Genomic DNA, 14,680 nt, shown 5'->3' on the forward strand with positions numbered 1-14,680 from the left:
GTTCAAACAATGAAACATGTTTCTGTCATTATTCCAGTCTACGGAGTTGAAAACTATATTGCAGCAGCGGTGCAGTCTGTTCTGGAGCAGACCTATACCAACTTTGAAGTGCTCATTATTGACGATGAATCCCCAGACAGTAGTATAAAAATTTGTCAAGAATTCTCGGATCAGCGACTTAAGATTATTAACCAAAATAATCGGGGACTTGCTGGAGCGCGTAATACAGGAATTCGCCATGCCAAAGGAGATTATTTAGCGTTTTTAGATGGAGACGATTTGTGGTTGCCTCAGAAACTGGAAAGACATATTGAACACTTAGAAAAATTCCCAGATATCGGGATTAGTTTTAGCCGTTCTGCTTTGATTGATGAAGCTGGAAATTTTATGGGTGCCTATCTAATGCCTAAGCTCACTAATATTACTATATCTGATTTGTTTCAAGAGAGTCCGATCGGGAACGGTTCGGCTGCTGTAGTTCGTCGCGAAGTATTTGACACAATTAAGTATCAGGATAATCTTTACGGCTCTACAGAAGATTATTACTTTGATGAAAACTTCCGTCGTGCTGAAGATATTGAATGTTGGCTTCGCATCGCTATTCAAACTGACTGGAAAATTGAGGGAATACTTGAAGCACTAACCCTGTATCGAATTAATACACAAGGGTTGTCAGCCAATCTCTTCAAACAGTTCGAGTCCTTGGAACAAATGATTGAAAAGACCCGTTCCTATGCTCCCACAGTGACCAGCCGATGGGAAAACATTTCTAGGGCTTACCAATTGCGGTACTTGGCTAGGAGTGCGGTTCGTCTTAAAGTAGGTTCAGATGCTGTGACACTTATACATCGCTCATTATCCAATCACTGGCTTATCCTACTAGAACAGCCACGGCGAACAATCTTAACCTTAATAGCCGCTTATATGCTTTGGTTATTACCGAAGTCTTTATATGCTCAAATTGAATTGCTTGTCTCTAAGCTGCTCAAAAATGTTAAAAAACAGCCTCTTGTCCAAAACTAGTACCGCTCGCGGAATTCAAAATTCAAAATTCAAAATTCAAAAACCTTATATAGAGGTTTTTAGCCTAATGAGGTACACAAAACTTTTTACCTCTTTCCTCTTCCGACTTTACTGCTCTCTGCTACGAAAGCGCCCCGCGTGGGCCACGGCCTCAGTACCTGCTCCCTAAAAGCAAAAAAAATGTACCTTACTAGCTTAAAAAGCGCTATAATAAAATAAGCTTATTATATAAGCGTTTACCTAGTTTTGGATCGTATCTTTATTGACCTTTTGCTTCCTAGCATGGTTAAATAATTTCAAGGTTTGAGTCTACTATGAACAAAGTATCGGTAATTATTCCAGTATATAAGGTTGAAAAATACATAGCAGCCACAGTAGAATCTGTGCTCGCCCAAACCTATAAAAATTTTGAGCTGCTACTCATTGATGATGGCTCTCCTGACAACAGTATCGAAATATGTAAGCAAATTAACGATCCTAGAATTAAAATTATTCGTCAGGATAACCAAGGAGTATCAGCGGCAAGAAACACTGGGATTCGCCATGCTGAAGGAGAGTATATCGCTTTCTTAGATGGAGATGACCTCTGGGTTCCAGAAAAGCTAGAAAAGCATGTTTTGCATCTAGAAACATCACCCCATGTAGGAGTGAGTTTTAGCTATTCTGCGTTAATTGATGAAACAGGAACTCCGTTAGGAATCTATCAAATAGCCAAAACTAAAGATATAACTACAGATTATATCATGTGTCGTAATCCCATTGGGAATGGTTCAACACCAGTGATTCGGCGAGAAGTGTTTGAAGCAATTCGAACCCGAAACGAGCAGGCTACCGAGGATGCTTATTTTGATACTGAATTGCACAATATCGAAGACGTGGAATGTTGGCTGCGCATGGCGATTAAAACTGATTGGCACATGGAAGGTTTGCCAGAGGCGCTGACTTTATATCGTATTCATTCACAAGGGCATTCAGCTAGTATACTCAAGCATATAAACTCTCTAGAAAAGGTGATTGAGAAAACACGTGCCTATGCTCCAGAGGTAATTGCTGAATGTGAAAACCCAGCCCGCGCCTATTATTTACGGTTTGGTGCTCGACGTGCCCTCAGCATCAACGAAGGCTTGATGGCAACAGAATTGTTTAATAAGGCTTTAGCGACTTACTGGCGTATTTTGCTAGAGGAACCGCTTCGTACTCTGTTGACCGGGGCTGCTGCTTATTTGCTCCGACTTTTACCTAAAACTATTTACCAGCAAATGGAAGCTGTGGCTTTGAAAACGACAGGAGCTTCACAAAAGCGCCGAATTTCTCAGGAGCAAGCTTAGTTTTTAATAGGGTGCTTGACCAGGGCAAACGCATCTTATTTTTGTACATGCTGGCGGGGTGAGGATTTCAGCGATCTAGTCCTGTTTTTAATCAATTGATGAAATCCTTACTGGATAAGGGTTTTGGAATTTAGATGCGTTGGCCCTGGGTGCTTTACAAACACTTTGTAAAGCTTTTATAAAAATTTGTATATAAAACTCCTCAACACTCATTAGTTTCTGCTATAAACTAAAATCTGAGGTTTATATGGGGCTAAAATAAAAAATGAATCTACCTTTAACCATAAAAACTCACCTGAAAGAGTTATTGATTGGCACACCGTTTGAGCCTGCGGCAAGAAGTATTGTTGATTTGATCAAGCCTCCCAGCCAAAAGATCCTGACCAGCAGGCAAGATGACACCTATGTCTATCAGATTATGAAGCGGATTTTAGACAAATCCTCAAACTGTATCGATGTGGGTAGCAACATGGGGAGTGTGTTGACAAAAATATGCCAACTGGCTCCCCTCGGTGAGCACTATGCTTTCGAGCCGCTCCCCCGGCTGGCTACTCGGCTGCAAAAACGGTTCTCAAAGGTTCATGTTAGGCAAATTGCCTTGAGTGATTTAGAGGGAGAAACCACGTTCTGGCATGTTGTTGATGCTCCAGCACTCAGTGGTCTAAAACAAAGAGACTACAGCTATTGGGGCTATAACAATGCTCAAACAGAATCCATTGCTATCAAAACTCAAACACTTGATGACATCCTTCAACCTGACTTCAAAGTTAATTTCATTAAGGTAGATGCAGAAGGAGCAGATTTTAAGGTTTTCAAAGGTGCTATCCGAACCTTAAAAACCCACAAGCCTTACCTAGTATTTGAATTTGGTCATAGTGGCATGGTTGATTATAAAACAACGCCAGGTATGATGTATGATTTGCTAGTCAACCAGTGTGGTTTGAATATTTTTAAACTTAACAGTTGGCTACAGGGGTTAGCTCCACTCAGTGAGACGGAATTTACGATAATCTGTGAAGAAGACTCTGCTTGGAATTTCTTTGCTACGCCTTAGGGGTCGCTAGAAAACACAGGAGCATTCTGTAGGACTTAGGAAAAACTGGGCAACAAACCCTATAAATCGCTATAAATAGTACGGTTGGTTATTATAGTACCCTACTAGTAGATTGACTGGGTAAGTCTTGTCCAAGTTGCTGATCTATTATTTATATGATTGACTGGCTTGCGATCGCACTCAGGGTGCTTTTAGGCTTATTTATTTTTGCGCTTGGGCTAACCCTTGCTAAGTGGATTCCCAATCACCGGATTCGAGCTATTACCCAACCAAACCTTTGGTTTAGGCAAAGGGTTACTCTAGGACTGATGATCCTGACTAGTTTGATGATGCTGGGGTCAATTGTATTGGTCACTGATATCGTTAAAGTCAATTCAGGACAGGCTGAGGTAGTTAGCTCTCGGAAATACCAGACCAACATTCGCCTCGGAACAACTAATGTAGCGATCGGAGGTGGTGGTTATGTCACTGGTGTTTACCTCCATCCACTGGAGCAAGACTTAGTTTATATTCGGACTGATGTGGGTGGCTTCTATCGTTGGGATGAGGCGAAGCAACGTTGGATTCCCCTGACAGAACACTTTCCCCTCTCCCAGAGTAATTACTATGGAGGAGAAGCACTGGCTGTTGATCCGAATGATCCAACTATTGTCTATATTGCGGCTGGAAAATATCCCTGGGCTGAACCAGGAACACTATTTAAATCTACCGATAAAGGACAAACTTGGACAAAGTTGAACCTAGACCTCAAGATGGGGGCTAACCACAAGAAAAAATGGCTAGGAGAGAGACTAGCTGTTGATCCGTTCAATTCCAATATTATCCTGTTCGGCTCTAGAGAAGATGGACTCTGGAAATCATCGGATGCTGGTGCTACCTGGGAAAACGTCACCTCTTTTGCAGGTAAACCAGATAACAAAATTGGTATTACAGCGATTGTCTTTGATAAACAGGTACCGGGCTTAGTGTATGCTTCTCCCTATGGAGATGGCATCTACAAATCTACTGACTCTGGGGTCAGCTGGACTCAGGTAGCTGGTAGCCCAAAAACAGTCAATCGCATGGCTGTGGGAAAAAATAATATCCTCTACGTCACCAGTACCAGTAATCCTGGAGTCCACAAGTATGGCAATGGTGTCTGGAAAACCATGAAACCAGGAGGATCTAATCGCATTTTTGGTACGCTCAGTGTGAATCCTGCTAATCCTGAGGATATCTTAGTTGCCCTAAACCGCACACAAAAAACCAAATTCTACCGTTCCCTGGATGGCGGCGCTACCTGGAAACAGCAGCACTCTTCTGCTAACAACACTATTCCCTGGTGGCCGAAGAAGTTTTTTGCCAATCATATGGCAGCTATGGAGTTTGACCCGAAAGTACCGGGAAGAGTTTGGTTTACGGATTGGTACGGTGTATGGCGGACAGATGATCTTAATGCTAATCCCGTTGTTTGGACTAACTATGCCGCTGGACACGAGGAAGTTGTTCCCTTCACTCTGGTTTCACCACCCCGTGGTCCGATACTGGTAAGTGGGGTGGCGGATGTGGATGGTTTCTACCATAACCAAGGATTAGATACTTACCCGTCTCAACGACTTGGTCTGGGGGAGCCCGGTAAGTCATTCCAAGATACCTATAGTATTGCTTATTGTGAAACTAAACCCTTGCAGATGGTTCGGGTTGGTGGTAACCGCTGGAATTCAACCTATACTGGAGCTACTTCCACCGATGGTGGTCTGACATGGCAACAGTTTGCCTCATTTCCAGACAATACGATGCCGATGCGGGTGGCTATGTCTGCTACTAACCCCAATTTATTTGTTGTGACAGTTAGTCAAGGTCAGCCCCTGCGCACTAAGGATGGAGGGGTGACCTGGCAAAAGGTTTCAGGATTACCGAATGGTCCGGGTGGTCCATGGAATTGGTCTCAATCTTTAGCGGCAGACCCTGTAGATGGCAACACGTTTTATTACTATGCCAAAGGCAAAGTCTATCGTTCCAATGACGGCGGCTCATCCTTTCAAATTGTGAATGATTCACTGCGGAATGAAGGTTGGCATTCCCTGAAAACGGTGCCAGGGGTTAAGGGTGAAATTTGGCTGAGTCTAGACCGCAAGGGTTTTTATCGCTCTACCGATGGTGGTAAGTCATTCCTTAAGGTCCCTTCAGTAACCAGAGCTCACCTATTTGCTTTTGGTAAAGCACCCCAGGGAAGCGACACTCCAGCACTATATATTTATGGCAATATTGATGGAAATGTTCCCAATCTCGGAAATGGGGTTAGGAATCAGGAAGCTAGAGGGACTTCAGGAAGGTCAGCCAAAAGCCGTGCCCAAGAACCAGGAATATTCCAGTCTCTTGACATGGGACGCACGTGGACACGGATGGGCGATCGCTCCCGACCAATTGGCAATAGACCTGGTGTGATGGAGGCGAGTAAGCAGGAGTTCGGACTTGTTTTTATTGCTACCAATGGTAGAGGAATATACTATGGATCACATTAGGATTAATTTTGATTGATTGCTTAAGATTTTTATAAAATTTTCCTTGTAATTCGGGTAATCCTTATTGAATAGGGAATACACTAAATTACTGACTCGTTTCGTGTTAATCAGGGAATCAAACTATGGCAATCCTGCAATTTTTAATCATTAGCGCCATTTGTATGGTGTTAATCAAGTTTGTTGCTTCTTGGTTTGGGTATGGCAACATACCGATACTGAATAAATTGGTGACAATTATTCTCAGCGTCTTCGTGACCTTTGAAATTATTCAGCTGGTGCAAGCCATGATTATCAAATTTGGTTGAGGGCTGTTCGCCCTTGGCGTTCCCCTAGGGTCGGTTGAGGGAGGGTTGTTCGCCCTTGGCGTTCCCGTAGGGTAGGTTGAAGGTTGAAGGTTGTTCGCCTTTGGCGTTCCCGTAGGGTAGGTTGAAGGTTGTTCGCCTTTGGCGTTCCCGTAGGGTAGGTTGACCTTCAATAAGATGCGATCGCTTAAATTATTAATAAGTTACTAAAGTTAAAAGTTGACTAGAGCGTTTCTCCTACTTATGAGGTAAAGTCAATTTTCTTACCCCTACTCCCTACTCCCTACTCCCTATTTCCTACTCCCTACTCCCTACTCCCTATTCCCTACTCCCTACTCCCTACTCCCTACTCCCTACTCCCTACTCCCTACTCCCTATTCCCTACTCCCTACTCCCTACTCCCTACTCCCTATTCCCTACTCCCTGTATTACCCGTTTCTAGCAGTGTCTGGAAAATCAAATAGGCTGAAGTAGCACCAGGGTCTTGATGTCCAGCACTGCGCTCCCCTAAATAACTGGCTCGTCCCTTCTTAGCCACCAACGGAATAGTATTTTTCATCCCTTCTTCTGCTGCGTTGACGGCCTGTTGCAAGGCTTCTAGCATACTGTCTCCTTGATCTACAGCTTGTGCAAAGGCATTGGCTGCGGGTGATAGAGCATCTAACATGGTCTTATCTCCCAAGTTGGCTTTGCCTCGCTGGACGACTCCCTCCACTGCTGCTTGGAATAGTTTGACCATATCCTCTTTTGTCAGTTCTTGCTTTCCTGCTACTGCTGCACTTGAGCGCAAGAACAGGGTGCCATAAAGTGGTCCACTGGCACCTCCGACACTGGAAATTAGAGTCATGCTGACGGTTTTGAGAATACTGCCAATGTCTTTATCTGCCACTTTAGGAAGCTGAGTGATCACCTTTTGAAAGCCACGATTCATATTGATACCGTGGTCAGCATCACCAATAGCAGCATCAAGTTCGGTTAGATAGTCCTTGTTTTGTTCTAGTACAGTAGCGACTGCTTGTAACCACTGTAGAATTTGATGTTTAGTTATCGTTACCATAGTGGCATAGTGGGTCAGGGGGTGAGAGCCTCAGGGTAGCAATGAGCAATTAGCAATTAGCTAAGCTTTACGATACTGATGCTCCCAGATATCATATTAATCATAGTCCCCAACGCAGGGCTGGTGTCTTGACTGGTGCATCCCAGAATTTAATTAGCTCATCGTTCATTTTGAGTAGGGTAATCGAGCAGCCTTGCATTTCTAGAGAGGTAATATAAGGACCAATCAGACTACGCACGATTTCTAGTCCCTTTTGTTCACAGATTTGGGCTAATTTGCGATACACAATGTACAGTTCCGACAGGGGAGTACCACCCATGCTATTCACGAATGCCAGAATGCGATCGCTTTTCTGAAAAGGCGGGTCAGTTATTTCAAACTCTATCCATTCTGCTTTATCTTCATCCCACTCTCGCACTGTGCGGCTATAGGCAGAATCTTCAAGAATCGATAGCGCTAGCATTTCAATAATCTCATCTGCTGATTTGAGGGACATTCGTTGTCTTCCCGGTTCCCCGTGAATGCCAATCCCAAATTCTATTTCTGCTTCCCCCAAGTCAAACATGGGACTCCCCTTAGCAGGAGGGGTGCAGGATGTCAATGCCATACCCATGCTGCGTCCATTACCATTAACCTGGCGACAGAGATTAGCCAGTTGTTTGAGGTCATAACCAGCAGCAGCAGCAGCGCCACAGATTTTCTCGGCTAATAATGTCGTCCCTACCCCGCGCCTGCCTTGAGTATAGAGGCTATCTTTAACCGCTACATCATCATCAATTAGGATATTGAGCACTCGGATGCCTTCTGAGATAGCTAATTCCGCAGCTAACTCAAAATTCATGACGTCACCGCTATAGTTTTTGACAATATTAAGAACCCCTGCACCACTGTTGACTATTTTGGCAGCTTCTAGCATTTGGTCGGGGGTGGGAGAGGTAAACACTTCACCGGGACAGGCGGCATCTAACATTCCGGCACCCACAAAGCCCCCGTGCAAGGGTTCATGACCACTACCACCACCGGAAATAATCGCTACTTTATTTAATATTGGAGCATCAGCACGGTAGATCAAGGGGGGGTCAAGATTAATTTTGAGCAGGTCAGGATGGGCTACAGCCATGCCTTCTAGGCTTTCTCTGACAACATTATCGGGATGGTTGATTAATTTTTTCATGATTGATATCAGTGGTAATGGGTCATGGGTAATTGGTGATGGGTAATTGCCCCAACTTCCCCTTCTACCAATACTGCCATCCCTTACACCCGTTACTCATCTGTTGCCCGATCTTCTATCTATCAAAAGTCTAAAGCAATGCCTATTCTCACTCCCACAACGAGATAAATAAGCATTGCTTAATGATTCAACGCCCTTTTGTTGAAACTACAATTTGTTTTGGCTTGGAAATATAGCCCTGCGCTATAGCACTATATTTCAGGAGTGCGATCGCAAAAAAACTATATCCCTAGTTCAGTCATGCCCTGTTCATACAACCTTTAAGCAATAATGATGCCATGGTTCAACCCAAATGGTAGTATAATCGCGATCCGAATTTTCCACAATAGGGTAACAGATGAGGAGATTCAACCATGACCATAACCAAACCAATGTCATCTCAACGATATGCAGAATTTGACCAGGTCTTCCAGTTGTTTGATGCCAATGGTGATGGATTCATCAGTCGTCAGGAGATCATCGATGCTCTAGAGATTCTGGGACAAGGCATTTCCCTTCAAGACCGAACCAATCTTTTCAATCTGCTCAACAAAGATGATGTTGTGACACGGGATGCCTTTATGGAGTGGATGGTAAACCGCCAAGATCTCGATATTAGGGCTGATCTGCGACAGGTGTTTGAACTGATTGATGTTGATGGTAGTGGCAAATTATCGATTGACGAGTTCACCCAGATTATCCGTTGCTTCAACACGACCGTAACTGATTCAGAAATTGCTGCCTTGGTGAGAAAAGCTGATTTAAATGGAGATGGCGAAATTGATTTTGAAGAGTTTATTGCCACTCAGACTTATGAATCGGCTCTGAAGATTTCGATCGCAGGCTTACGCAGTTTCAAAAAGATTTTACTTCAGTACCAAAAAGTCGCAAAGTTTTCCTCCATTGCCCTGATTGAAGTTGATTCTGAATTAGGAGCGGGAACGCGCGGTCAATCCATGGGAACTGCTGCTTTGAGAGAAGCTGCCATCCAAAAACAGGCGGCACGGATGCATGCTCACAATGGTGTGTTGAGTCTGGATAGTTTACGAGTACAAACAGAAAATTGGGCAGATGCTCTGGGACACAAACATCAGTACGCCAAGTATATTCACAAGCTATACCAAGTGCTGAGCCGAACCACCGATGTAGTCGCCCAAACCCTAAAGGAGGGGCTGTTTCCAGTGGTACTCGGTGGCGATCATTCAACGGCAGCAGGGACAATCGCTGGAATCAAAAAAGCCTTTCCTAATCATCGCCTGGGAGTGGTTTGGATTGATGCCCATGCCGATATTCACTCTCCGTATACAACTCCATCGGGAAATATGCATGGGATGCCTCTGGCGATCGCAACTGCCACTGATAATCTGGCTAAGCAAATCAATGATCTTGACTCAGACACCCTAGAACTGTGGAAGCTGTGCCAAAGATTGGGGCTGGCAGATGGCGCGAATTTTAGCATTGAGGATTTGGTTTATGTTGCGGTACGAGATACGGAAGAGGCGGAAGACCACTTGATTGAAACACACCAGATCCTAAACATGACTACTGAGCACGTTCGTACCTTGGGTGCGGATGTCGTTGCCCAACGGTGTTTAGAGAAGCTAGAAGGGGTGGATCTGATTTACGTTACCTTTGACGTGGACAGTATGGACTCGACAATTTGTATGGGAACGGGAACCCCTGCTCCAAATGGGATTTTTGTCAAGGAAGCCTGTCTGCTCAACGAAACTTTGCTTAAAGATCCACGGGTCTGTTGTTGGGAAATCTGTGAAATTAATCCCCTGCTCGATACCCTCAACACCATGGTGGAAAACTCCCTGGGCATTTTTGAAACTGTAGTGGATGCCATTGCCAATCGCCTAGAAGTAACAGGGAAAGCATAAGAATAGACTTCGCGGCAGTTGTTAGGAGATAGGAGACAGCAGACAGAAAACAGTAACAATAATTGACGAAAACAGTATCAAAAAAATACTTTTGGAAGAGGTCTAATGAATATAGAGGTTTTTAGCCTAATATTGAAAACCTCTATATTGTTCAACTATAGATGAAATCTTCTATGCCCCCGGCTACCCCTGAACCCTCACCGCTCCATGAACTAATTGCCAACCTAGTACTTTTCAAACCCCATAGGACTAAGCTATTTCCCTGGTTGCTACCTGGTGCAGGCACATTGCCATCTCTCAATCAACGCTTAGGCGATCAACCTCTGTGGGATTTTTTGAATTACAACTTGCGTGGCATTGGCCAGGTGATCTTTGTCAACAACCCCCTCAGTGGCTTATTGATTCTGATAGCACTGTTTATTCAGTCACCTTGGGTAGGGGTGATGAGTGTAGTGGGTCTGGTGGCTTCAACCGTAACTGCCATCTTGCTTAATCTTTATCGCGATAGTCTTCGCAACGGTATTTTTGGCTATAACGGGATTTTAGTCGGAGCAGCACTTGCTACCTTTGGGGCATCCGGGAATGGTAACTGGAATCCCCTCTGGCTCATGGGGGCTATCATCTTTTCTACTCTTACCACCCTGTTGATCAAGACCGTCGGAGTCTGGTTTGCCAGCAAGCTGAAATTTCCCCCCCTAACCTTGCCCTTTATTGCGGCAACGCTGTTATTTCTGGTGATTGCCCTCTCGATGCCTCAAGCAGTTTATAGCTTGGGGCCCACGCCGACTCCCCCACCTGTCTTGGAACGGATCAATTGGTGGCAACTTGCCACCTCCGTGCCGATTGGGTTTGGACAGGTGTTTTTCATCGACAAGTTTGTGGCTGGGGTGCTGGTCCTGGCGGCAGTTGCCTGGTGTACACCGATTGGGGCAGCTGTGGGATTATTGGGGGGAGTATTTGGTACCCTGGCGGCGCTGATAGTAGGTATCAGTCCTGACACCATCTCGGCTGGACGTAATAGGAGGACTACTCCCAGGCAGTTTTCGGCAATCATCGGCAAAAGCCATAAGTATAACCGTCCTTTCTGTGAACTCTGAGTAAATTCTTGAGGTGCAAGTTTATCGCCTTTTTTCCGGGAACTGTGTAATTAAAGGAGTTACCTTTACTCCTGGGGTTAACTCTTCCAAACTCCCCCGTCAAAAGGTTTTTAGCTATATCGCCACTGGACCACCCCTTAATAGGCTTCAACGGGTTGTACCTAATGGGGTAGCCATATTTGTTCAGTGCAGCTTTCTGCCTTCCTCCTTGTCCTTTGCAGGTAACCAACAGTGGTTGAGATGTCTTTAACACCAAAGTTTTGATATCTCCAACACAAGCGGCATCAATCCAATGCTGCTTAGGTAGTCCCAACCTATTTCGGTTATATTTTGTCTGAGCACCCGTGCCAGTGACTACAGGTTTTATTTCTTTAAGTACCTTCACTATCTTGTTCCGAGTCGCATTTACCGCTGCTGCATCCCTTAATGGTTGTTTTGCCTTGTTTTTGATTTTTTGAAGTAGACTTGGCTTCTTTTTCAGAAACTCCTCTACGGGTTTATTTCCTTTGCGTTGATTGCATTTTTCACAGGCCAGACAAAGATTCCCAATTCGGTCGCTTCCACCTTTAGACTTTGGGGAAATATGCTCTATCTGTAAAGGGACATTTTCTTGGCCACAGTAACTACATTCCCTTCCCCATTTTTCTAACAAATATTCTCTAACTTCGTAGCCAGCTAATTCCCCTTGTTGGTACTCAATACCACTAATCTCAGGGTTCTGCATTTTTTGGGTATCAAACTTAACTCTTTCAATCCAGATCTGATTGACTGGACAGAACTTGATCAGTCGTTTCACCCAGGTTTCAGTGGTCAAGACCCTGTGCTCCAAGCTAGGAGCAATCCAACCCTTCGGACGTCTGCGATTAAGAAACCTTGGTTTTCTATAGCGGGTATTGCGATTACGTCTTCCACGCCTAACGGCACTTCTGGATTCTAGTTTTTTCTTTATTAATCCTCCCCTGTGCTCTAGTTCCATAGCCCAAACAACTTGATCGTCTTGAACTAAGGCAAACCCAGTGGTTTTACTTCCCGGATCTATTTTGATTTGACAGAATGAGATAGTCGGATTCGCGATCGCAGTCTTAAGGATGATCGTAAATGGATACATTCTAAAAACAGCAGCTTTTCCTCTGTCTAGCAAGCGGCGAGCTTTCTTTGGGTGGACAGGATTTAATGGTTGTTTGTTCGTGTCAATAACAAATACGTAATTTTGCATTTTTAGTGCATCTCAAATCGGTTATGTTTTCCGAGTGCTTCGCACACGCTTGCGCGAACGGCAATGTTGTAATAGCTTGTCGTGTCAACCACACATTTTGCCTTCAACTTAATAGTTGACGATAGAGCTGGAAGCTGGAGGTCACTCCCAGGTATCATGACTAAAACAACGTAGGAAACTAATCCTTAGCCTGCAACCTAGCTAAATAACTTCCGAGTTTTGCCGGAAATTACCAAGGCTTTTACTAGGTGAGTTTGGTGAATTGTTATTGCGTCAGCAACGATTGATGTCTCACTATCAGGACTTCATCACTTATTTTATACCAATTGATGCTAATCAGGATGATGCTATCAGTATCGATGAAATGAATTTAGCTTTTGTTAGTGTAGGTGAATCACCCCTTAGTGTACAGGAAGTGAACTTTTTATATGGTCGCATGAATGGAGAAGCGATGACCTGGAATCGCTTTATTGAAGTTTTATTGGTGACTTGATCGACAGGGGTTGGTGAATGTAAGCATACAGCGGTTTGCAATTCAGTTAGGTACAAATTTCTGGATTTTAGGGAACAGGGAACAGGGAACAGGGAAGAGAGAAGAGGGAACTTCGGATCAGGTAAAACAATCCTGACCTGATCGTTATGCAAACCGCCGTATGCTGATAGCTGATAGCTGATAGCTGATAGCTGATAGCTGATAGCTGATAGCTGATAGCTGATAGCTTACGATTAGATTACTTTTCCTAAGTTCCTAATCACTATCCACGAACACAGTAACCGCTGCAACAGCAATCAGCATCTCATCATTTTTATCATTAAGTTCTGGAATCGCCCTGCCTTGAACTACCATTCCACCAGACTCAAGGGATAGAGTTTTCTGACCGAAAGGGAGTACAGCCAGTACTTCATCTTCCCGGACTTGCTCTGGGTAAGGCACGGCGACTTGAACTTCAACTATCATTTGATTGGGATGCTCTAAACCAGCTACTTCCCAAACACCAGGTAAGGCATTGTGAGCAATAGCGTTGCGTACAGCTCTTGCTGCTGCTACGGTTGGGTCTTGACCGTGTTGGTCTACTCCCATTCCCATTTCGATAATTAAGCGTTTACGAACCATGGTGACTATATTCGCGATTATATTCAATGCGTAACCGTTGAATTGGGTCATCCTCTGATTCTGGGATAGTATCACTATGGATTTCTTGTAAGCCCAATTCCTGAAAGTAAGCTAGTTCTGTATCCGACAACGGCCAAGGGGGACCATCCGGTTCAGTGTCGCTATCCCGAAATCGAGTAATTACTAAGAGGGTTCCCCCTGGGGCGAGTAAGGATGCGATCGCATTCATGACAGTTGACCGAACATTGAGGGGTAAGGCTTGGATATTACGGCATTCAAAGACAAAATCAAATTTCTGATGCCATGCTGGATCTAAGGCGAATAAATCCGCCACTTGGTACTTGACTTGGGAATCGGGAAATCGTTTTTCGCACCATGCGATCGCAGTCGGGGAAATATCAAACGCAGTCACTTGGAAACCCTGCTGCGCCAACGCTTCAGCATCATCCCCTAACCCACAACCAACTACTAGGGCAGAGCGACCCGACCCTTGGGGTGTATTATGCTCTAACCAATCCTGTAGATAGGGATGGGGTGTATTACGCGCCCAAGGTATTTGCCCCGAATCCCCATTCGCTTCGGAATATAAAACGTCAAACCATTGAGATGGATTATCTTGGCGAATTGATTCCAATGCCAAAAGTTTGACCTTCTGCTGTAGTCCTTGTGGTTGTTGCTCGAACATAGGTCTGGGTTTGGTAGTGCTTCCTAAGTTTAACTGTTCCAATCTCAATCCCCATCTTGTCAGGCAGATCAGCATACCAGTAACAACTTACCAATTAAGCCATTTGGCTGATTTTTGCAATGAGGGGTGACACCCCTCATTTACTCAGGTATATTTGAAATATAAGATGCACCCTGATGATCGAGAGAGTCAGTAACACGGCTC

At 44.4% G+C, this 14,680-nt stretch carries 13 protein-coding genes; 7 read left to right on the plus strand and 6 right to left on the minus strand.

Features of this window, described 5'->3' with window-relative positions; genetic code table 11:
- Positions 1-9: 9 nt before the first annotated feature.
- The 4 genes from F6K57_RS16655 (at position 10) to F6K57_RS16670 (ending at position 5,909) form a co-directional block, all read left to right on the plus strand.
- Positions 10-1,023: a glycosyltransferase family 2 protein gene (locus F6K57_RS16655; protein ID WP_293069337.1), complete on the plus strand. Its 1,014-nt coding sequence runs from the start codon at positions 10-12 to the stop codon at positions 1,021-1,023.
- A gap of 314 nt (positions 1,024-1,337) precedes the next feature.
- On the plus strand, positions 1,338-2,351 hold the full coding sequence (locus tag F6K57_RS16660; RefSeq protein WP_293069339.1) for a glycosyltransferase family 2 protein: 1,014 nt from the start codon (positions 1,338-1,340) through the stop codon (positions 2,349-2,351).
- Between the two features lie 265 nt (positions 2,352-2,616).
- Positions 2,617-3,405, plus strand: a complete 789-nt coding sequence (locus tag F6K57_RS16665; protein WP_293046042.1) for an FkbM family methyltransferase — start codon at positions 2,617-2,619, stop codon at positions 3,403-3,405.
- Between the two features lie 155 nt (positions 3,406-3,560).
- A complete protein-coding gene (locus tag F6K57_RS16670; RefSeq protein WP_293069340.1) occupies positions 3,561-5,909 on the plus strand; it encodes a hypothetical protein in 2,349 nt (782 codons plus the stop codon).
- Between the two features lie 268 nt (positions 5,910-6,177).
- Here F6K57_RS16670 and F6K57_RS16675 read toward each other — a convergent pair whose 3' ends face one another.
- The 3 genes from F6K57_RS16675 to dhaK all read right to left on the minus strand — a co-directional run bounded on the left by F6K57_RS16675 (position 6,178) and on the right by dhaK (position 8,442).
- Positions 6,178-6,384, minus strand: coding sequence for a hypothetical protein (locus F6K57_RS16675; protein ID WP_293069342.1), 207 nt, complete (start codon positions 6,382-6,384; stop codon positions 6,178-6,180).
- A gap of 236 nt (positions 6,385-6,620) precedes the next feature.
- Complete coding sequence (gene dhaL / locus F6K57_RS16680) at positions 6,621-7,268, minus strand: dihydroxyacetone kinase subunit DhaL (RefSeq protein WP_293020841.1); 648 nt, start codon at positions 7,266-7,268, stop codon at positions 6,621-6,623.
- Positions 7,269-7,368: 100 nt separating this feature from the next.
- Positions 7,369-8,442 (minus strand): dihydroxyacetone kinase subunit DhaK, encoded by a 1,074-nt coding sequence (gene dhaK / locus F6K57_RS16685; RefSeq protein ID WP_293069344.1) that lies wholly within the window; start codon positions 8,440-8,442, stop codon positions 7,369-7,371.
- Between the two features lie 413 nt (positions 8,443-8,855).
- Between dhaK and F6K57_RS16690 the strand changes: the two genes are divergently transcribed.
- Both F6K57_RS16690 and F6K57_RS16695 read left to right on the plus strand, forming a co-directional pair.
- The gene (locus F6K57_RS16690) at positions 8,856-10,364 is read left to right on the plus strand and encodes an arginase family protein (RefSeq protein ID WP_293069346.1); all 1,509 of its coding nucleotides are present in this window, start codon (positions 8,856-8,858) and stop codon (positions 10,362-10,364) included.
- A gap of 161 nt (positions 10,365-10,525) precedes the next feature.
- Positions 10,526-11,461 carry an urea transporter gene (locus F6K57_RS16695; protein ID WP_293069348.1) on the plus strand — a complete coding sequence of 312 codons (936 nt, stop codon included), beginning with the start codon at positions 10,526-10,528 and terminating at the stop codon, positions 11,459-11,461.
- Here the strand turns inward: F6K57_RS16695 and iscB are convergent.
- Positions 11,415-12,677, minus strand: a complete 1,263-nt coding sequence (gene iscB / locus F6K57_RS16700; protein ID WP_293069350.1) for an RNA-guided endonuclease IscB — start codon at positions 12,675-12,677, stop codon at positions 11,415-11,417. The two genes, F6K57_RS16695 and iscB, sit on opposite strands and share 47 nt — an antisense overlap.
- A gap of 286 nt (positions 12,678-12,963) precedes the next feature.
- Here iscB and F6K57_RS16705 point away from each other — a divergent pair, with 286 nt between their 5' ends.
- Positions 12,964-13,170 carry a hypothetical protein gene (locus F6K57_RS16705; protein WP_293020837.1) on the plus strand — a complete coding sequence of 69 codons (207 nt, stop codon included), beginning with the start codon at positions 12,964-12,966 and terminating at the stop codon, positions 13,168-13,170.
- A gap of 255 nt (positions 13,171-13,425) precedes the next feature.
- On the opposite strand, the gene F6K57_RS16710 is transcribed toward F6K57_RS16705, so the two are convergent.
- A complete protein-coding gene (locus tag F6K57_RS16710) occupies positions 13,426-13,791 on the minus strand; it encodes a Lin0512 family protein (RefSeq protein ID WP_293069353.1) in 366 nt (121 codons plus the stop codon).
- Positions 13,781-14,476, minus strand: a complete 696-nt coding sequence (locus tag F6K57_RS16715) for a class I SAM-dependent methyltransferase (protein WP_293069355.1) — start codon at positions 14,474-14,476, stop codon at positions 13,781-13,783. The genes F6K57_RS16710 and F6K57_RS16715 overlap by 11 nt, the downstream gene beginning before the upstream one ends.
- Between the last annotated feature and the right edge of the window lie 204 nt (positions 14,477-14,680).

This window comes from Moorena sp. SIO4A5, from assembly GCF_010672005.1.
GTDB lineage: Bacteria > Cyanobacteriota > Cyanobacteriia > Cyanobacteriales > Coleofasciculaceae > Moorena.